This window comes from Hydrogenispora ethanolica, assembly GCF_004340685.1.
GTDB classification, from domain to species: Bacteria; Bacillota; UBA4882; order UBA8346; family UBA8346; genus Hydrogenispora; species Hydrogenispora ethanolica.
Map to the genome: position 1 here is coordinate 18208 of NZ_SLUN01000037.1, position 19599 is coordinate 37806.

At 54.3% G+C, this 19599-nt stretch carries 17 protein-coding genes; 14 read left to right on the plus strand and 3 right to left on the minus strand.

What is annotated here, in order from left to right:
* The first annotated feature begins 137 nt into the window (after positions 1-137).
* The 5 genes from EDC14_RS21820 to EDC14_RS21830 all read left to right on the plus strand — a co-directional run bounded on the left by EDC14_RS21820 (position 138) and on the right by EDC14_RS21830 (position 5246).
* Positions 138-377: a hypothetical protein gene (locus tag EDC14_RS21820; RefSeq protein ID WP_132016440.1), complete on the plus strand. Its 240-nt coding sequence runs from the start codon at positions 138-140 to the stop codon at positions 375-377.
* A 703-nt stretch (positions 378-1080) separates the two neighbouring features.
* Positions 1081-1245, plus strand: coding sequence for a hypothetical protein (locus tag EDC14_RS26910; protein WP_165908219.1), 165 nt, complete (start codon positions 1081-1083; stop codon positions 1243-1245).
* Positions 1246-1389 (plus strand): hypothetical protein, encoded by a 144-nt coding sequence (locus tag EDC14_RS26915; RefSeq protein WP_165908220.1) that lies wholly within the window; start codon positions 1246-1248, stop codon positions 1387-1389.
* A gap of 116 nt (positions 1390-1505) precedes the next feature.
* Entirely contained in the window at positions 1506-3569 is a 2064-nt protein-coding gene (locus EDC14_RS21825; protein ID WP_132016441.1) for a glycoside hydrolase family 65 protein, read from the plus strand.
* Positions 3570-3656: 87 nt separating this feature from the next.
* Positions 3657-5246 carry a glycoside hydrolase family 43 protein gene (locus EDC14_RS21830; RefSeq protein ID WP_132016442.1) on the plus strand — a complete coding sequence of 530 codons (1590 nt, stop codon included), beginning with the start codon at positions 3657-3659 and terminating at the stop codon, positions 5244-5246.
* A gap of 89 nt (positions 5247-5335) precedes the next feature.
* Here EDC14_RS21830 and EDC14_RS21835 read toward each other — a convergent pair whose 3' ends face one another.
* The 3 genes from EDC14_RS21835 to EDC14_RS21845 form a co-directional block, all read right to left on the minus strand.
* Complete coding sequence (locus EDC14_RS21835) at positions 5336-6190, minus strand: carbohydrate ABC transporter permease (protein WP_132016443.1); 855 nt, start codon at positions 6188-6190, stop codon at positions 5336-5338.
* Position 6191: 1 nt separating this feature from the next.
* On the minus strand, positions 6192-7121 hold the full coding sequence (locus tag EDC14_RS21840; protein WP_132016444.1) for a carbohydrate ABC transporter permease: 930 nt from the start codon (positions 7119-7121) through the stop codon (positions 6192-6194).
* A 129-nt stretch (positions 7122-7250) separates the two neighbouring features.
* Positions 7251-8552, minus strand: a complete 1302-nt coding sequence (locus EDC14_RS21845; RefSeq protein WP_132016445.1) for an ABC transporter substrate-binding protein — start codon at positions 8550-8552, stop codon at positions 7251-7253.
* A gap of 637 nt (positions 8553-9189) precedes the next feature.
* Between EDC14_RS21845 and EDC14_RS21850 the strand changes: the two genes are divergently transcribed.
* The 9 genes from EDC14_RS21850 (at position 9190) to EDC14_RS21885 (ending at position 19508) form a co-directional block, all read left to right on the plus strand.
* A complete protein-coding gene (locus EDC14_RS21850) occupies positions 9190-9417 on the plus strand; it encodes a hypothetical protein (protein WP_132016446.1) in 228 nt (75 codons plus the stop codon).
* 340 nt (positions 9418-9757) lie between these two features.
* A complete protein-coding gene (locus EDC14_RS26920) occupies positions 9758-9895 on the plus strand; it encodes a hypothetical protein (protein WP_165908221.1) in 138 nt (45 codons plus the stop codon).
* A 521-nt stretch (positions 9896-10416) separates the two neighbouring features.
* Complete coding sequence (locus EDC14_RS21855; protein WP_243663072.1) at positions 10417-11796, plus strand: C4-dicarboxylate ABC transporter; 1380 nt, start codon at positions 10417-10419, stop codon at positions 11794-11796.
* Between the two features lie 105 nt (positions 11797-11901).
* Positions 11902-14046, plus strand: a complete 2145-nt coding sequence (locus tag EDC14_RS21860) for a hydantoinase/oxoprolinase family protein (protein WP_132016447.1) — start codon at positions 11902-11904, stop codon at positions 14044-14046.
* A 31-nt stretch (positions 14047-14077) separates the two neighbouring features.
* Positions 14078-14647, plus strand: coding sequence for a hypothetical protein (locus tag EDC14_RS21865; RefSeq protein WP_132016448.1), 570 nt, complete (start codon positions 14078-14080; stop codon positions 14645-14647).
* Positions 14634-16019 (plus strand): FAD-dependent oxidoreductase, encoded by a 1386-nt coding sequence (locus EDC14_RS21870; protein ID WP_132016449.1) that lies wholly within the window; start codon positions 14634-14636, stop codon positions 16017-16019. Before EDC14_RS21865 ends, EDC14_RS21870 begins: the two co-directional genes overlap by 14 nt.
* Positions 16020-16035: 16 nt before the next feature.
* Complete coding sequence (locus EDC14_RS21875) at positions 16036-17229, plus strand: ROK family transcriptional regulator (protein ID WP_165908222.1); 1194 nt, start codon at positions 16036-16038, stop codon at positions 17227-17229.
* Between the two features lie 61 nt (positions 17230-17290).
* On the plus strand, positions 17291-18442 hold the full coding sequence (locus EDC14_RS21880; RefSeq protein ID WP_132016451.1) for a carbohydrate kinase family protein: 1152 nt from the start codon (positions 17291-17293) through the stop codon (positions 18440-18442).
* Between the two features lie 25 nt (positions 18443-18467).
* On the plus strand, positions 18468-19508 hold the full coding sequence (locus EDC14_RS21885) for an SIS domain-containing protein (RefSeq protein ID WP_165908223.1): 1041 nt from the start codon (positions 18468-18470) through the stop codon (positions 19506-19508).
* Positions 19509-19599 lie beyond the last annotated feature (91 nt).

The window sequence follows — 19599 nt, forward strand, 5'->3', positions numbered from 1 at the left end:
GATCGTTTTTTGACTGACTGCTGGGGTCCACCCCTCATTCTATCTTTCTCCCTCAGGGAGAAACAAACCGTCATTCTGAGGGCCTTTATACTCTAGAGCAACACGGACTTGCCGCCAGGGAGGGCGGCGACGCGGCGTTGATGGCGGATGAAATCACCGCCGTCGGCAGCGCGGAACGGACCCAGAAGCCGCCGGTAAGGGAGGCCGGCGGCAAACCATCAATGTCCATTTACCTTACCGGTCCAAGGAAGGACCAGCCGTTGGAGGGGATACCCAAGGGGAAGCATCGTCCCCTTGGGCGGCCGGGTGCAGGGAGTGATACCAAGTTGCATTCATCCTTTTTTGAAAAATATGCTGAACAAAATATCTGGCAGTAGAGATTTTTGTTCAGCATTTGAAATGAAAGAATGCAACTTGGTAGGACTCACTCCCTGCCCGCCTTCAGGTGGAAACACACCAGAGGCGACAGCGAGGAACTGCCGGGGAAGAGGCCACTTTTAAGTCTGAGATGTCCAAAGGCGACCTCACCTCGGTCCTCTCCGGCGTTACCAAGCGAAGAAGCGGATTCAGCGGAGGGATGGCGGAGCTTGAAACTCGGGCCTTTTGAAAGCTTCATCGAATGACCAAAAGATAGAGCCGAATTTCGGTCGATTTCTCCCTGTCGAATGCTATGCGTTCTTCGCAACGCCGCGCCGGTCAGCCTCTATGTTGGCTGTAAGGGTAACAAATGGTCTATGAAAAATCTTTGTTTCAGAGTTAGCACTCGCCGCCTTCCCTGGCGGCGGGACTGGAATATCCTTGGTGCATAAGTTCACCAAAAGATGAGGGCTCACAAAAAGGCAGTTCGTTTATCTCTGGGGGAGAAAAATAGGGCGGATCGCGGTGGGCTGCTGTTTGTGAAAAGAAGAAGTTAAAGAAAGCAGACCGTTAAAGCGAAGAAGCGGATTCAGCGGAGAGGAATGACGGAGCTTGAAACTCGGGCCTTTTGAAAGCTTCATCGAATTGCCCTAAAAGATAGATCCGTGTTTTGACAATCTTTCAACCGAAGGCATCCATCCCACTTCCCAAGGAGGTCCCCCCATGCTAACCAGCGACAGCAAAGGAATGGACGAATTCATCTTCGACCGGATCTACAAGATCAATGAAGAACTCCTGCCGCGCGACGGAGAATACCGGGAGTGGGGCCAAAAACAGCGGACGGTGCTGGATCAGCTCTGGGCCAGGCTCGCCCCGGCCGAACGGTAATTGCTCGACGAATTTGACGTCAGCCGGACCATGCAGATGAACCGGAGGGATGAATTGCTCTACAGCCGGGGACGGATGGACGGGATCCTGCTGGGCTGGTGGATCGACCGGATCCGGCGGGGCGAGGAAATTGTGCTGCCGTGAAGCCCCGGCTTTTTGCAATCTGGGGCTATGAAACGCCGGCGTAATATTATACAATATTTTACAGTGGCGATAAAAACCTCTGGCAGGGAATTGCGGCGAAAGAGAGATGGCAAGCGATGGCGATAGACCGGTATCAATTGGTTGCCCGGCATAATCCGGTATTGAGAGAATGCTACCCTTTATCGCCTTTGACCATCGGCAATGGGGAATTCGCTTATACAGCCGATATCACCGGAATGCAAAGCTTCCCCGATAGTTATCGGGAGAAAGTTCCCCTGTGCACCCTGGCCCAATGGGGTTGGCATACCCAGCCGGCCGAGGGGGGCCGGCATTACCAGAAAAATGAGTTGAAACTCAAATATTTCGATGCCGGCGGAGCGAAAGCCGGGTATGCGGTTGAGAGCGAAGGGCAGGAGGAAGCGTACGATTGGCTGAGAATCAATCCGCACCGGCTTCATCTCGGCCAGATCGGCATGGAAATCATGATGGATGATGGGCAACCGGCCGAAATCTCCGACATTCGGGACATTCACCAGCAGCTCGATTTGTGGCGCGGGATCTTGCATAGCGAATTTACAACGGCCGGCATTCCGGTATCGGTCAAAAGCTGTTGCCATCCCTTTCGGGATGTGGTAGCCTTTTCGGTTGAGTCGGAACTGTTGCAGCAAAACCGGTTGACGATCCGGTTTGCCTTTCCCTATGGAGCGCCCGATAAAACCGCCGCCGATTGGTCAGCGGTTGAAAAGCACCGGACAGTCGTCATGCAACGGGGCGACAACCGGTTGCGTTTGCTGCGGCTGCTCGATAACAACCGTTACTCCGTGGAGATCTTATACCCGGAAAACGGCAGAGTCTTTCGAACCGGCGACCATGAATTCAAAATGGACGTTCCGGAAGGTTCCGGGAAAATCGAGTTTTCCGTCTCATTTACTTCCGAACCGCCGCGGGGAACCCTGCCCGCCTGGCTGGAGGTGCAGTCGGCTTCCGAAGCGTACTGGCGGGAGCATTGGTCCAAAGGCGGCGCCGTGGAGCTTTCCGGAAGCAGCGATCCCCGCGCGTTTGAGTTGGAGCGCAGAATCGTTTTATCCCAATATTTGACCGCTATTCAGTGCGCGGGCTCGCTGCCGCCCCAGGAAACCGGACTCACCTGCAACAGCTGGTACGGGAAATTCCATCTGGAGATGCATTGGTGGCATGCCGCCCATTTTTCGTTTTGGGGCCGGCATCATCTGCTGGAAAGAAGCCTCTGGTGGTACCGGGCGATTCTGCCCAAGGCGAGGGAACTGGCGGGATCCCAAGGCTACTCCGGGGCGCGCTGGCCGAAGATGGCCGGGCCCGCTGGAGAGGACGCGCCGTCGCCCATCGGCCCTTTGCTGATCTGGCAGCAACCTCATCCCATCTACTATGCGGAATTATGCTATAGGCATCACCCTTCCCGGGAAACTTTGGAGGCCTATCGGGAGATCGTCTTCGAGACGGCCGAATTCATGGCTTCCTACGCCAAGTATGATCCGGCCCATGACCGGTATGTCCTGGGCCCTCCGCTGATTCCGGCCCAGGAGAATCATGCGCCGGAAACGACGGTAAATCCAGTTTTTGAGCTGGAATACTGGCTTTTCGGGCTGTCGACCGCCAATCAATGGCGAATCCGCCTGGGTTTGCCGCTCGACCAAAAATGGGAAGAAATCGCTGCGAAGTTGGCGGAACTCCCGGTGAAGGAGGGAGTCTATATCGCCCACGAAAACTGTCCGTTGACCTTTTCCCGTTTTAACGAAGATCATCCTTCGATGTTGGGCGCCTGCGGTGTGCTTCCGGGACGCAAGGCCAAACCGGAAGTGATGCGGCAAACGCTGGGAAAGGTATTACGGGAATGGCGGTTCGAAACGATGTGGGGCTGGGACTTTCCGATGTTGGCGATGACCGCCGCCCGGCTCGGTCAACCGGAGATAGCGGTCTCCTGCCTGTTGATGGATTCACCGAAAAATACCTACCTCCCCAATGGCCACAACTGCCAGGGGGATCGCCCGGACCTTCCCCTCTACCTCCCGGGGAACGGAGGGCTGTTAACCGCGGTGGCGCTGATGGCGGCGGGTTGGGATGGATGCGGGACGGAGACCCCCGGATTCCCGAAGGATGGCGGCTGGAAGGTGCGCTGGGAAGGGTTGCGACCGTTGATTTAGCCCGGCCCAGCCATTGATTGCGGATTTCATTGGATGGCCTGGCTTTGCTCTCAAAAGATAACCTGGGAGAAAAGAGGGAATCGGCCGATGAATTGGATCACCAATCCTATTTTGCGGGGGTTTAACCCCGATCCTTCCATTGTGCGGGTGGGAGACGATTACTATATCGCGACCTCGACCTTTGAATGGTTTCCCGGTGTTCAGATCCATCATTCCCGCGATTTGATGAATTGGGAGTTGATTGCCCATCCGTTAAACCGCCCATCCCAGCTGGATATGAAGGGCAATCCGGCTTCGGGTGGCGTTTGGGCTCCTTGTCTCAGCCATGATCGAGGCGTTTTTTATCTGGTTTATACGGATGTGAAAACTTCCAAAACATTGGCCAAAGACACGCACAACTTCTTGGTGACCGCGGCCGATATCCGGGGCGATTGGTCCGAACCCGTTTACTTAAACAGTTGCGGCTTTGACCCGTCGCTCTTTCATGATGATGACGGCCGGCACTGGCTGCTATCTATGGTAACCGACCACCGCAAAGGCAGAAATCCATTCGGCGGCATTATTTTGCAGGAGTATTCAGTCCACGGCCAGTGCTTGACCGGGCCCGAATATCGTATCTTCCAAGGGACGGAGCTTGGTTGCACCGAAGGGCCGCATCTTTACAAACGGGGCGCGTTTTATTACTTGATCACCGCCGAAGGCGGGACCGGACTGGGACATGCGGTCACGCTGGCCCGTTCCAGGGAGATTACCGGTCCCTATGAGGTAGATCCGGCCAACCCGATCCTGACATCGCGCAATGATCCGACGCTGGCATTACAGAAAGCGGGCCATGCCGATCTGGTCCAAACCCAGAACGGCCAATGGTATATGGTTCATCTGTGCTCCCGGCCGATTCCCTCGCGGGGAAGGTATCCCTTGGGCCGGGAGACGGCGATCCAAAAAGTGGAATGGACGGAAGATCATTGGCTGAGGTTGGAGTCCGGCGGTAACCGACCCCTGGTCAAGGTCCCGGCCCCCGGTTTTCCGGTATGCCCCGCCCCGGCGGTGCCGGCACGGGATGATTTCGATGGTCCGAGGCTGAGCCTTCATTTTCAAACGCTGCGGATACCGCTGGTCGAAGATTCGCTCAGTCTGACGGAGCGGCCCGGGTTTTTACGGCTTAAAGGCCGTGAATCCCTATCCTCCAAACATCACCAAGCTTTGGTTGCCCGCCGCCAGCAGTCATTTACCTATACCGCTGCGACATGCGTGGAGTTTGAGCCGGAAAATTACAAACAAATGGCTGGACTGGTTTGTTTGTATGACCACGAAAACTTCTATTATCTACGAATCTCATATGACGATCAGCTGGAAAGCAAATGTCTGGGGATCTGGAGTTGCGATAACAATGTCTTCAGTTACCCTTTGGACCGGGATGTGCTGATCAAGGATTGGCAACGTTGCTATCTGCGGGTCAGGGTCGATTATGACCGCCTGCAGTTTTACTATGCCCAAAATGACCGGGAATGGCGCGCAATCGGACCGGCGCTGGATGCCGGCCGCCTTTCCGATGACTATTGCAGGGAAGGAAAATTTACCGGCGCTTTTGTCGGACTATGTTGCCAAGACCTGACCGGACGGAGAAAACACGCGGACTTCGATTTCTTCGAATATGTGGAGGAGGGCCGCGAATGACCTCCCCGCCGGAAAGTTGTGAATTGGATTGAACGGACCGGTTAATCAAAAAACAGCCACGGGTTTCAGCCCGCGGCTGTTTTTGGGAATTACCCTTTCAAACCGCTGGTGCTGATGCCCTCCACCAGATATTTGTTGAAGAATAGGAAGATGAAAAAGACCGGCAACAAGGAAAGGGTGGACATGGCGAACATCGCCCCAAAATCGGTTTCCGAAGAGGAATCGGCGAAGAGCTTGATCGCCAGAGAAACGGGGAACATCTTTGGCCGGCTGAGGTAGATCAACGGGCCCATGAAATCATCCCATTTCCAGTAGAAATTAATAATGAACGTGGTGATCAAGGCCGGACTGATCAAAGGCATGATAATCCGGGTGTAAACCGAATATCGTGAGCAACCATCCAAAATGGCCGCCTCGTCCAGTTCTTTCGGGAGTCCCTGAATGAATTGCATCATCAGGAAGACAAAAAAGGCGCTGGAAAACCAGGATGGCAGGATCAAAGGAACGAAAGTATTGGTCAGATCAAGGTTGCGGAAGATGATATATTGCGGGATCATCACCACTTGCGCCGGCAACATCATTGTCGCCATCATACAAGCAAATAAAAACTTTCTCCCCGGAAACCGGATCCGGGCAAAGGCATAGGCCACCAATGAGGAGGAGATGGTCACGCCGGCCGTAGCTAGGGTTGTAATTATGAACGAATTCAAGAAAAATTGGGCGAACGTCAAATTGCCGAAACCGCGCCAACCTCTGATATAGTTATCGACGCTGAATACTTTGGGCAACAGTTTGAGGGATTCGTTCAAGATTTCATAATTGGTTTTGAAAGAGCCGAAGACCATCCACAAAACCGGGTAAACCATCAAAAAACCCAAAAGGAAGATGAGGAGATGAAAAATGGTCCGGTATAAAACCCGTCGGGTGCGATAAGGATTCAGCATCTCATTTCTCCTCCTTTGACTCGTAAAATACCCATTGATCCGACGTCTTGAAGATGAGGGCGGTCACGATGGCGATCATGATCAGTAAAATCCAGGCCATGGCGCTGGCATACCCCATCTCAAAGTAGTTAAAGGCCCGTTTATACAGATACAAGGCGTAAAAAAGGGTGCTGTCCATCGGCCCTCCGGTGCCTTTGGAAATGATGAATGCCTGGGTAAAGTTCATGAATCCGGAGATGGTCTGCATCACCAGGTTGAAGAGAATGACCGGCGACAGACAGGGCAGCGTTATCCGGAAAAATTGCTGCAGTTGGGACGCGCCGTCAATCTGGGCCGATTCGTAGTAGGTGACCGGGATTTGTTTCAGGCCGGCGGCGAAGATGATCATCGAGGAACCGAACTGCCAGACTGTTAACAGCACCAGGACCCACATGGCGTACGCCGGATCGCCCAGCCAGAAAACGGTCTTCAGGCCGAACAGGGACAGGAAATTATTGACCACGCCTTTGGTCGCGAACAATTCCTTCCATACCAGAGTCACCGCCACACTGCCGCCGATGAGGGAAGGAAGGTAATAGACCGAGCGGTAAAAGCCGTCCAACCGGTTTTTGCGGGTTAACAGGTAAGCGACGATCAAGGCGAAGGCAAGCTTCAATGGAACCGATACCAAAACAAAATAAAGGGTAACGGCGATCGACTTCAGAAACTGCGGATCGCCCGTAAACATCCGGATATAGTTGGTCAGGCCGATCCATAGCGGCGCGGCGGTGATCTTAAAATCGGTAAAGGAGATATAGAGCGAATAAAGCATGGGCAAGATGGTAAAAAGCAAAAAGCCGATGATAAAAGGCGAGGAAAAAATAAAGCCGCAGACGGATTCATGATGAATCAACTTTTGAAAACTCCATTTTTGAATTTTTGGCGACGGCATCCAAATCAACCCCTTTTCAGTCCCAAAAATGTTATCGTCCTATCCATGCGAACATGCCCCAATCTCTGCAATTGGGGCATGGCGGCCGGTAAGATGATTTTTCTACATCGTATCCAAAGCGGTTGCTGGTCATTTTTTTGAAGCCGAATACCGTTTAAGGGCCTCTTCGGCTTCGGATTTAAACCGTTTTGCGGCCTCATCCGGGGCCGTTCTACCCAGTACTACTTCTTCGGATAGACGGATATAAATGTCCCTGATCTGAGCCTGTACCGGTGAGTCTAAAAGGATATTGGTGGAAGCTTCCTTGCCAAGATTGGTCAGATAGCTGTAGACTTCCTTTTCCGGAGTAGTCAGGTTCACCGACAAGGCCTCGCGGATATGCCGCATGATCGGAACGCCGCGTTCGCCGCCGAGAATTTTGTTGGCTGCCACGTCGTTGGCGAAGAAATTGATAAATTGGGCCGCGGCGTCTTTGTTTTTGGATGTTTTCGAGATGCAAAACATTTGAGAGGACATAATGGTCTGGGAAAGCGGGCCGTTTTTGGTGCGTCTGGGCATGCAGACCAGGGCAAGCGGCCGTTTGGCGGCTTTTGACAGCGCCACAAATTGGTTGCTGTACAGCCAGGCCATGGCGGATTCTCCTCGAACGAGCGGGTTCCCTTCGATGTCTTTGATCTCGGCCATTTGTGCCGGATTGGGGTAAGCCCCGGCTTTGGTCACTCGCTGGACCATTTTAAGATAATCAGCGACATAACTGTCTTTCTTGTAATTTAATTTCAACCGGTACGGTTCGAGAAATAAACTTTCTTTGGTGCCATACTGGGAAACGACGGTGGTCAGCGCCCAGAATTCATCGGCCCGGGTCAGGCTGCAGCCCAGGATGCCCAGTTTCTGGTGAATCGCAAGGACTGCTTTTTCCCACTCATCCCAGGTCCATTTGAAGGTGGGCAGGGGAACGCCGGCTTTTTTAAACAATTCCGGATCATAAGCGATGGCCGGAGCATTCGTGCCGGAGGATAATCCGATGGTTTTGCCATCCAGCGTGGTGATTCCGAGAAAGCTTTTGTCGGTGTTTTTGGTGTCGATCTTGCCACTCCGGATATATTTGTTTAAAAATTCGATATGGTCGATGTAGGTTGGGAAATTGCCGCCCAATTGCATAATGTCGGGCGCGTCGCCGGAAGCGATTAAAATGTTGAGCTTCGCAATATAATCGTCAAAGCCATAGAACTCCGACTCAAAGCGAATGCCGGTTTTTTTGGTGAACATGTCTAAAACCGCCAAAGTTCTGTCGTGACGGGTTTGGGAACCCCACCACATGATCCGGAGCGGCCCGGTATCTTTTTTGGCCGAAAATATCGCGGCCGGAGCAGAAATAACCAAGGTAACAAGCAAAGTGATCATCAAGGACCGTATTACACTTTTCTTCATCAACAGGCCTCCCTTGGTTTTAGTAAAATTTTACATCATTTATTATATCGGGCGATTCAAATAAAATCAATCAATTCCTGAATCTGGAATAAGACAAATCCGGAAAAGATACTTTTGATTCGAAGCCCAGTAACTGGACGGGCTTGCATCGTAACCGTGCGAACATACTCCGTAACCGGGCGATCATGCGCGGTTACCGTGCGAGGATGCAAGGTGACTGAGTTAGCTTGCACAGTAACTGTGTAAGGATGCACAGTTGCTGTGTGAGCTTACACCGTAACCGTGCGAACATGCTCCGTAACCGGGCAATCATGCACGGTTACGGAGTGAGGATGCGCGGTAACTGAGTGAGATTGCGGGACGGATGAGCGGCTATGGTGAGTGAGGAAATGAACATTTGCTGGGATTGGATGAGCAGTTGGAACGGCGAAAAAAGAATCTGCGGGAATTGAATGGGGAGCTTCGATGATGAAATGGATGGATGCAAGGCCGGAATGATTACCGGCGATTCCGGAATGGGATGAGGGAAGGGTTGAAGATGCAAGTGGAGTTTAGGGAAGAACTGTCGCGGCAAGTCTCTATTCTCTGGTGAACTGAGGACCACGGGCCCGCCGCCAAGGAGGGCGGCGACGCGGCGTTGATGGCGGATGAAATCACCGCCGTCGGCAGCGCGGAACGGACCCAGAAGCCGCCGGTAAGGGAGGCCGGCGGCAAACCATCAATGTCCATTTACCTTACCGGTCCACGGATGGACCGGCCGCCCAAGGGGAAGCATCGTCCCCTTGGGCGGCCGGGTGCAGGGAGTGATACCAAGTTGCATTCATCCTTTTTTGAAAAATATGCTGAACAAAATATCTGGCAGTAGAGATTTTTGTTCAGCATTTGAAATGAAAGAATGCAACTTGGTAGGACTCACTCCCTGCCCGCCTTCAGGCGGAAACACAACGGAGGCGACAGCGAGGAACTGCCGGGGAAGAGGCCACTTTTAAGTCTGAGATGTCCAAAGGCGACCTCACCCTGGTCCTCTCCGGCGTTGTTAAGCGAAGAAGCGGATTCAGCGGAGAGGGATGACGGAGCTTGAAACTCGGGCCTTTTGAAAGCTTCTCGAATGGCCGAAAAGATAGACCCAAGTTTTGACTTTCCGATCCGAAGGATCCATCCAACTTCCCACATCTCCCATCCCACTTTCAACCAAGGAGGTCCCCATGCTAATCAGTGACAGCAAAGGAATGGATGAATTCATCTTCGACCGGATCTACAAGATCAATGAAGAACTCCTGCCGCGCGACGGAGAATACTGGGAGTGGGGCCAAAAACAACGGGCGCTGCTGGATCAGCTCTGAGCCAGGCTCGAACCGGCCGAACGGCAATTGCTCGACGAATTTGACGTCAGCCGGACCATGCAGATGAACCGGAGGGATGAATTGCTCTACAGCCGGGGATTGATGGACGGGATCCTGCCCGCTTCTTGAGCGAGCGGATCAAACGGGACGAAGAGATGCTGCCGTCGTGATACCGGTTTTTCAGCGGAAATTGACATTTTTCATGAAAAGCCTGGCTCTAGTGGAGAGTCCGGGCTTTTTTTCGAATCGTCCCAGGTCCGAGCCGTTCGTCGGATGCAGCTTAAAAACGGCATTCGTGTCTGTTTCATGTGAGACATTAGCGGGAAATCGTTCGAAATGAAATAAACAAGTGCGGAATTGTAAACAAACGGATACGGTTTCGATAAATCCGTGAGATTTTAGGAATTTCATTATCATTAGGTGCCATATCATTGACATTTAGCGTATTCGGAATTATAATTAAGATACTTATTATAAGACTTAAAATAATTAACTGATTCATGGAATAGGCAAAGGAAGTGATGAAACAGCCCAATAATCAATTCCAAACCGAACCTCAAAACGCGGTGAAAGGAGATGGCTTATTGATGGTGACGTCGATCTTTATCCTATTGCTCTTTCTAGTTATCGCATTATTGATGGTGACTCGAAAATTGCCGACCATTTTAGCTTTACCCATCCTGGCGGTAGGGGTGGCCGCAATTGCCGGGGTGCCTTTGATCGCCGTCGGCAAGGACGGTAACGATACGGGGTTGCTCAATTTCGTGGTTCAAGGCGGGGCTACGAAGTTGGGCGTCGCCTATTGCGCGGTGATCCTTGGCGCTTGGCTGGGTCAGTTTATGAATCAGACCGGAATTTCGAAAACCATTATCAAAGGAGCGGCCGAATTGGGAGGAGACCGGCCGTTTCTGGTGACGATCCTGGTCACGATAGCGGTATCGCTCCTCTTTACCACGATTGACGGCATCGGTGCGGTAATCATGATTGCCACAATCGCCATGCCGATCATGATCTCGGTCGGGGTTCCGGCGCTCATCGGCGCCTGCATGTTTATCTTCGCGATGGCCATCGGCGGGATTATCAACATGTCCAACTGGGCTTTTTACACCACCGCCACCGGTGTCCAGCAGTCCCAGGTACAGGCCTTCGCCGTCACGATGGCCGTGTTGACTGCGGTGGTCGCCCTAATCTTCGCCATCGTGGAGTTCAAACGCTCCGGCACCAAATTTGCCTGGGCGGTTCAGACCAATCCGGGGATCCCCAAAGGGGAGTTTGTCAAGGCCCCGATGCTTTCGCTGCTAACGCCGCTGATCCCGATCGTTTTCGTCATCGGACTTAAATGGCCGATCCTGCCGGCGTTCCTGATGGGCCTGTTATGGTGCTTCGTAACCGTTTGGCTGTTTTCGCCGCAGAAGGATTTGGGAAAGCTCCTCTCACTTTTGACCAAATCGGCCTTTGAGGGGATGACCGACAGCGCGCCGGCGGTGCTGCTGATGATCGGCATCGGAATGGTCTTAAACTCGTTCATGCATCCCCAAGTGTCCCAGAGCATCAGCCCGTTCCTGAAAGTGATCATCCCGGGCAATCCCGTCGCCTACGTGCTGTTCTTCGCGATTCTGGCGCCGCTGGCCCTGTATCGCGGACCGTTGAACATGTGGGGGTTGGGCAGCGGAGTCGCCGCGGTGATCATCGGTTTGAAAGTATTGCCCGCGCCGGCGGTTTTCAGCGCCTTCCTGGCGACGGAGCGGGTGCAGTCCATCGGCGATCCCACCAATACCCATAACGTATGGTTCGCCAACTATGTCGGAACGGACGTCAATAAGATCCTCTTAAAAGTTTTACCGTACATTTGGAGCCTGGCGGTCGTCGGCCTGATCATTGCCGCTTTTATGTGGTTTTAAGAGCGTTTAAAGGATTGATTCATTGTAAATTGGACGGATTGAATATTTTACCGCTGAGCCGGTAAAATATTCAATCCCCTCGACACTGAAAGATGGAGCGGGAAGATGAAATACAGAATCGGAATCGATGTCGGCGGGACCTTCACCGACGCTGTGGTCATCGATGATGACACCTATGAATTGGTCGGCACGTTAAAAAAGCCCACCACCCATTTTGCCAAAGAGGGCGTGGCCGCCGGCATCGTGGAAGTGATCCGCGGAGTGATCGAAAAGTATGCCATCGCTCCGGAAAATATCGTTTTTATCGCGCACGGAACGACTCAGGCTACCAATGCCTTATTGGAAGGCGATGTGGTTCCGGTGGGCATTCTCGGCATGGGCCGCGGCATGATGGAAGAGCTGAAGGCAAGGAACGACACCCAGGTGGGCGATATCGAGCTGGCGCCGGGCAAATTTTTAAAGACCTTTCATCGCTATTTCGATACGGCCAAGGAGCATGATGCCGAAAAATTGATCCATGAGCTTGAAAATGAAGGCTGTCAAGTTATCGTCGCCAGCGCGGCCTTTGCGGTGGACGATCCCGCCGCCGAACTGGCGGTGATGGCGAAGACCGCGGCCATGGGCATTCCCGGCGTCGGCAGCCATGAAATATCGAAACTGTACGGTTTGAAGATCCGGACCCGCACGGCGGCGATCAATGCCAGCATTCTGCCAAAGATGATGGAGACGGCTGATATGACCGAGTCGAGCGTGAAGCGGACCGGCATCAAGGCGCCGCTGATGATCATGCGCTGCGACGGCGGAGTTATGGATATCAACGAAGTCCGCAAACGCCCCATCTTCACCATGCTTTCCGGGCCGGCCGCCGGAGTCGCCGGAGCGCTGATGTATGAGAAGATTTCCAACGGTATCTTCCTGGAGGTCGGCGGCACCAGCACCGATATTTCGGTGATCAAAAACGGCAAGGTGATGGTGGAGTACGCCGAGGTCGGCGGGCACAAAACCTATTTGAACTCTCTGGATGTCCGGACGGTGGGGATCGCCGGGGGCAGCATGGTCCGGATCGGCCCCGAAGGCGTGGTGGATGTCGGCCCGCGCAGCGCCCACATCGCCGGATTGGGTTACACGGTCTACGCGGATCCGGCGGAGATTAACGATCCGCAGATTGCGCTATTCCAACCCCGGCCTGACGATCCGGCTGATTATGCCACCGTTACTTGCGGCGGCAAGCAATTCGCGATCACCGTATCCTGCGCCGCCAATATCCTGGGTTATGTCCAAGCCAGCCATTACGCTTACGGTTCCAAAGCAGCGGCAGTGCGCGCCTTTAAACCCTTCGCCGAACGATACGGGATCTCGGTCGAAGAGTTCGCCAAACAAATCATGGATAAGGCCTCACAGAAGAATGAAGCCGTCCTGAAGCAGTTATTCAGCGACTACCAACTGCAACCGGAAGAGATCACGCTGGTGGGGGGCGGCGGCGGCGCGGCGGCGATCGTGCCGTATCTGGCCGAGTATATGAAACTGAACCACCGCATCGCCAAGAACGCCGAGGTCATTTCGCCGATCGGGGTGGCCCTGGCGATGGTCCGCGATGTCGTGGAACGGACCATTTCCAACCCGACCGACGCCGATATCCTGAAAGTGCGCAGGGAAGCCGAGCAAGCGGCGATTCAGTCCGGCGCCGCACCCGGGTCCATCGAGCTCCACGTCGAGGTCGATCCCCAACGGAGCATTGTCCGGGTGATCGCCACCGGAACCACCGAACTCCGCGCCAAGAACCTGCTCCAGAAGAAACTGCCGGAAACGGCGATCCGGGCCATCGCCGCCCAATCATTGGGAGTGGCGGAGGAATGTCTGTCAATCATCGGGAGCACCGGGGACATTTACATCGTCCAGGGCCGTTCCGTTGCCAAGAAATGCTGGGGGCTGCTGAAAAAAGAGATCAAAGCGTTGCGGGTGATCGACAGTGAAGGGGTCATCCGGCTCCAGAAGAATCAAGGAGAAGCTTTCAAACTGAGTGTCGCCCGGTTCGAGGAGGAGTTGAGCCAGGTGGTCGATCAGTGCACCAGCTATTTCGACGGCAGCAAGGAAGTTCCCGATGTGTACGTGTTTTACGGCAAAAAGATTATCGATTTATCCGGCTTGGTCGATGCGGCCCAGATTATCGCCGTGGCCGGGGTGGAGATCCAGGGAATTGCGGAGGATAGTCTCGTGTACGCCTTGATCTGCCGGAAGAATAACCGGTAATCAAGGGGCAGAAAGAGGCTTTGATAAGAACATGGAATATTTCTTTCAGACGCGGGCCGAATTGGGTTTGCATGAACTCCAAAACGATCTATTGTTCGGCAAAATCCCGCCGGAGCGTTACCCCGGGCTCATTGAGGGAGCGTGGCAAACCGGCCGGGAGGCCGCGTTGCGTTATAGCAGTCAATACGGCACCAGCAATCCGGAGGAGTTGGCCGTGCGGCTCGGGCTGACCCTCGTCGAACAGGAACAGGGGTGGATAGCACCGGAGTACCGGATCTGTAGCGAGTACTACAGCAATCCGCGGCAGATCATTCTTTATCGTGATACCATTTGTGGCGAGCTGGAAAAGCTCAAGGCCAAGGGAATCAGCCGTTATGAGAGCTATGCCGCGATCCGGCCGTTATTTATCGCCCATGAGCTCTTCCATCATATCGAGTGCCATGATATCGGTCTCACTTCGCGTCGGGATAAATTGATCGTACTCCAGTGGGGCCCATTCCGGGTCACCTCGGGCATCAAGGCGTTATCGGAGATCGGGGCGCACGGCTTTACCAAGGCTTTATTGAATTTAGAGGAGGAAGCGGATCATGAAGCCCTATGACGTTATTGTGGTGGGGGGAGGTGTTTCCGGGAGCGTAGCCGCCATCGCCAGCGCCCGGGCGGGCGCCAGAACCCTGATCGTTGAGAAGATGGGCTTTTTGGGAGGGATGCTCACCGCCGGAGGCGTCGGTCCGATGATGACCTTCCATGCCGGTTCGGTCCAGGTGGTGCGGGGCATCGCTGATGAAGTGGTTCATAACCTGCAACAACTCGGCGGTTCACCTGGGCACATTGTGGACAGCACCGGATATACTTACACGGTCACCCCGTTTGATGCGGAGTTGTTAAAACATGTTTTAGAAAAGATGTATTTAGCAGCCGGCGGCGAAGTTTTATACCACAGCATGCTCGCCGGTGTCGAGGCTGTGGGGGGAAAGATCACGGCGATCACGGTCGCCACCAAGTCCGGCCTGCTGGAACTCAGGGCGGCCAACTTCATCGACGCCAGCGGTGACGGCGATCTGGCCGCTTGGGCCGGAGTGCCTTTTTTATTGGGCCGCCCCGGCGATCACCTGAGCCAGCCGTTGACGATGAATTTCAAACTGGGCCGGGTCGACATCGGGATGGTCAAAGAATATATCCGGAATCATCCGGAGGAGTTCCCCGAAGCCCGGACCGATTTGCTCGACCAAGCACCCCGGCTGTCCATGGGCGGCTTTACCGGGATCTTCGCCGCCGGCCGTCGCAATGGGGAGATCAGCTTCACCCGTGAATGCATTCTATTATTTGAGACCAACAATCCCGGCGAGGTGATCGTCAATACCACCCGGATTCAGAAGGTCAATCCGACCGATGCCTGGGAATTGACCGGGGCGGAAGTGGAAGGCCGCCGCCAGACGCTAGAGCTTTTCCAATTCATGAAGCGGCGGGTACCGGGTTTTGCCGACGCGGTTCTCATCAGCAGCGGCCCCAACGTCGGCGTACGGGAGTCCCGGAAGATTGAGGGAATATACGTCCTGACCGCCGCCGATCTGCTTGAGCAAATCCCCTTTGAGGATGAGATCGCCTGCGGGGGCTATCCGGTCGATGTCCACAGCCCCGACGGCGAAGGCACTAATTCGCGTCATCTGGAATGGGGCGCGATCTACGGTATACCATACCGTTCGCTCATTAACGGGCGGGTGGACAATTTGATCAATGTCGGCCGGTGCATCTCGGCGACCCACGAGGCCTGCGCGGCGATCCGGGTTTCGCCCATCGCCATGGCGGTGGGGCAAGCCGGAGGAACCGCCGCGGCGCTTGCCAGCCGCAATCATCGGGCCATGGCGGATCTGGACTATCGGGCCTTACGTGCCGAATTATTACAAGGCGGCATGTTTCTCCGACTGGCTCGAAGCATAACCGGGGCGTATGAGCCCGGAACATCGAAATAAAAGTAGAGGAAGATCGATGGCTAAGTTATATCAGAATACCGCTGAAATTCGTAGCTTTAACACCAAAAAAATCATTGAAGCCTTGCGTTTTCACGAGCCGGTCACCCGGAAGGATCTCGCTGAAAGTCTGGACCTCAGCTTTGCCACGGTATCCAATATATGCAATCAGCTGATTCATGACGGTTTTTTGCTGGAGACGGAGTCCGAGGCGTTCAACGGCGGACGGATCCCCAAGCTGGTGGCGGTCCATCCCGCTTCCAAGTATATCTTGGGTCTGGATCTGATTCGGAAGGACCGGATCAAAGCGGTCCTGATCAACTTGAAAAACGAGGTGGCGCGGGTCGCGGAGGCCGCAGTCCCCGAGGCCGCTGGTATGCAAGATGCGCTGGAGATCATCGCGACGCTCACCGGAAGCTTATGCCGTTCAGCCGGCCTTGCCGTCGAAGCGATCCTGGGGATTGGGGTCGCAGCACCCGGCATTTTCAGCAAAGAAAGCAATAACCTGGTCAACTCCACCAATCCCATCTATGAAGACCAGCCCCTCAAGGAAGAATTGGAGCGCCTCTTCGGGCTCCCGGTCTTTATCGAAAACGAATCCAACCTGTTAGTGATGGCAACGGCCCTGGCCGGCTATGGCGCCAGCAAAAACCGCGACCTCATTTATATTTATTGCGGTGAAGGGCTGGGCGCCGGGATCATCAGCGACAGCAAGGTGGTTACCGGCAGCAAGGGCCTGGGCGGCGAGATCAGCCATATTCCCATCGGGGAGGCAGGTTTTGAATGTTATTGCGGTCACCGGGGCTGCGTGGAAACGGAATTGACCATGGCCGGTTTTCTACGAAAATACCATCGGCAGCTTGGCAAAGAACCCTGTCTCACCGGCGAAGCCTGGGAGGAGTTTGTGCGGGCGGTCGCCGCCAAGCAGCAGGCGGCTCTGGCGGTTATCCACGAGAACGGCGTCTTAATCGGCAAATTGTTAGCGATTTTGATTAATATTTTCGATCCGGAGGCGATCTATATCGGCGGAATCACCGAAAAATTGTTTAACGATCTCTATCCGGCGATCATTGGCGAGGCCCGGAGCCGCACCATTGTCAGCTCCTTGCACGAGATCTCCGTCTATTGCAGCGCCGATTATGAACAGCTGATCTATCAAGGTTGCGGCGAAATGGTATTCACCCATTGGAAACCGCCGCTCGCCAAGGCCTAACCAGAAATGGATCCGCCAATCTCTAGAACTTGAATCCAACAATGCAACGAGGAATGATACGATGAGTACAACGATCGACCGACTCATCGCCGCTTTAACCGAACGGCAGGGCATCAGCAGTTCCTTGAATGCCTGCATTGGTTTTGACGGTTACATCGATGAGATTTTACGGGTGGTCAAGTCCAAAAAGGCTGTCGATGATTATGAGTTATTTGCAACGATCACCGAGTTTTCAGAGTATATCCGGGATTCGGCCGGCAAAAGTTCCGATACCGAGCTGTTTTCGCGGGAGGTCCGCTTCGGCGGGAACGCCCCGTTAATGGCCAACGCCCTGGCCGGCTTGGGAGTGCGTTCTTGTTGCATCGGGACTTTCGGAAGTCCGGAGCAGCATCCGGCCTTTGCAAACGTCCATCCGGCCTGTGCGCTCCTGAGCGTGGGGGAACCCGGTTACAGTTATTCTTTTGAGTTCGATGACGGTAAACTGATGTTCGGCAAGATTGCCACCCTGGACCGGTTGGGCTGGGAGTCTATCAAAGAAGCCATTGGACTGGAAACGCTCCGCGACCGCTGCGTCGCCAGCCAATTGCTGAGTTTTGTGAATTGGAGTTCGATCCAGGGGATGAATGCCATCCTGACCGGGCTTCGCGACGAGATCCTGCTCCGGTTCGATCCGGAGTTGCTCCGCGCCAAAGTGCTCTTTTTCGATATTGCCGACCCTTCGCGGCGGACCCGTGAGGATCTGCTGGATTTCCTGGCGCTTTTGACTGACCTTGCCAAGCACTGTCAAATTCTGCTGGGCTTGAATGAACGGGAGTCCCGGAGCGTCGCCGACGGTCTGGGAATGGACCGGAGCGGGGCGACTCTGGCGGAGGTGGGCCGGTTTATCTTTGATAAGCTGGGGATCGACACCTTGACCATCCACGGTCTGGACATGGCTCTCTGCTGGCGCGGCCGGAAACTATGGGAAGCGCCCGGATTTTATGTCGCAAGTCCCCGCATCTCCACCGGCGGGGGAGACAACTTCAACGCCGGATTTTGTCTGGGCCGGCTGCTGGGTTTGGCTCCGCAGGAGACATTGATGTTGGCCAACGCCACGGCTTCCTATTACATTCAACATGCGGTCAGTCCCGACTGGGAGCAGTTGGTGAATTTTCTGGCGCAAGAGAGCGTCAAGGAACGGACCCGAGAGAATGTTCAAATTAAATTTAAATGAGAACGGGAAAGAACGGAGGTTCGCCATGAATAATTTTTTGCGAGATATTTTGGATCAGCCCCATAGCCTGGAGGTAGCCTATCAAAGTTATATCACGGCCGAGAACCTGAAAAAAATGGCTCAGATCGCTAGCAGCGATTTTGATCAGGTGATCTTCGCCGGCATGGGAAGTTCCCATGACGCCTGTTATGGCGCCAGCATCTATCTGAACCAGCGCGGCTTCAAGACGGCGGTTTACTCGGCCGGGCAACTGTTGCATTATGAATCGCGGATCATCCACGACCGGACCTTGCTGATCCTGGTCTCGCAATCCGGGGAAAGCGCGGAGATCGTGAATCTGATTGCAGGATTGCCGTCCGCTTGCCCGGTGGTCGCCATTACCAACGATCCCCAAAGCACGCTGGGCCGGCGCGGTAACTTCACCTTCCTGCTGAATGTCGCGCCCGAGGAGTCGATTTCGACCCGGACTTACGGGGCTACACTCATACTGCTCAGCCTGATCGCCAAGATGATGGCCGCGGCAATGGATGAGCAGGTGCTCAAGCAGATCGATTCCAGTCTGGCAAGTTTGCAACAGGTGGTGGCCGATTACCAAGCTTTACAGACCCGGCTGGCCGACTTCTTGAAAATGCCGTCGTATTTACTGCTGTTAGGACGGGGCTTCTCTTATAGCACCATTTTTGCCGGAGGTTTGTTCGTCAAGGAGGTGGCCAAGTTTCCCTCGATCAGCTTGGATAGCGCCGAGTTTCGCCACGGACCGCTGGAGATGGTGGATTCCGATTTCCACGCCGTAATCTTCGCGCCACAGGGTCCAACCTATGGGCTACATGACAAATTGGCCCGGGATATCATCGCCAAGGGCGGCAAAGTCGTTTTTATCACCAACCGGGAGTTCGGCCCGGCGTCGGAGCGGCTCCTGGTGATCAAGCTGGAACCGTGCGAGGAACTGCTGATGCCGATCGTCGATATTGTGCCGGTTCAGCTTATCGCCAATTATCTGGCGGAGGCCAAAGGTTTGGAGGTGGGCAAGTTCCGCTGGTCTTCCAAGATTACCGCTGCGGAATAGAGTCCATGATCGATGAATCATTGCGCGGCTCCCCGAATCGGCTCAAGCGACATTGTTAGCCTATGGTTACTTAATTCAGCGCGAATCCAGT

Coding starts and splice junctions, on each gene's coding strand:
- EDC14_RS21870 (WP_132016449.1), top strand. CDS start 14,634: ATGAAGCCCTATGACGTTATTGTGGTGGGGGGAGGTGTTTCCGGGAGC.
- EDC14_RS21845 (WP_132016445.1), bottom strand. CDS start 8,552: ATGAAGAAAAGTGTAATACGGTCCTTGATGATCACTTTGCTTGTTACC.
- EDC14_RS21880 (WP_132016451.1), top strand. CDS start 17,291: ATGAGTACAACGATCGACCGACTCATCGCCGCTTTAACCGAACGGCAG.
- EDC14_RS26920 (WP_165908221.1), top strand. CDS start 9,758: ATGCTAATCAGTGACAGCAAAGGAATGGATGAATTCATCTTCGACCGG.
- EDC14_RS21830 (WP_132016442.1), top strand. CDS start 3,657: ATGAATTGGATCACCAATCCTATTTTGCGGGGGTTTAACCCCGATCCT.
- EDC14_RS21860 (WP_132016447.1), top strand. CDS start 11,902: ATGAAATACAGAATCGGAATCGATGTCGGCGGGACCTTCACCGACGCT.
- EDC14_RS21835 (WP_132016443.1), bottom strand. CDS start 6,190: ATGCTGAATCCTTATCGCACCCGACGGGTTTTATACCGGACCATTTTT.
- EDC14_RS21865 (WP_132016448.1), top strand. CDS start 14,078: ATGGAATATTTCTTTCAGACGCGGGCCGAATTGGGTTTGCATGAACTC.
- EDC14_RS21885 (WP_165908223.1), top strand. CDS start 18,468: ATGAATAATTTTTTGCGAGATATTTTGGATCAGCCCCATAGCCTGGAG.
- EDC14_RS21855 (WP_243663072.1), top strand. CDS start 10,417: ATGAAACAGCCCAATAATCAATTCCAAACCGAACCTCAAAACGCGGTG.
- EDC14_RS21825 (WP_132016441.1), top strand. CDS start 1,506: ATGGCGATAGACCGGTATCAATTGGTTGCCCGGCATAATCCGGTATTG.
- EDC14_RS21840 (WP_132016444.1), bottom strand. CDS start 7,121: ATGCCGTCGCCAAAAATTCAAAAATGGAGTTTTCAAAAGTTGATTCAT.
- EDC14_RS26910 (WP_165908219.1), top strand. CDS start 1,081: ATGCTAACCAGCGACAGCAAAGGAATGGACGAATTCATCTTCGACCGG.
- EDC14_RS21875 (WP_165908222.1), top strand. CDS start 16,036: ATGGCTAAGTTATATCAGAATACCGCTGAAATTCGTAGCTTTAACACC.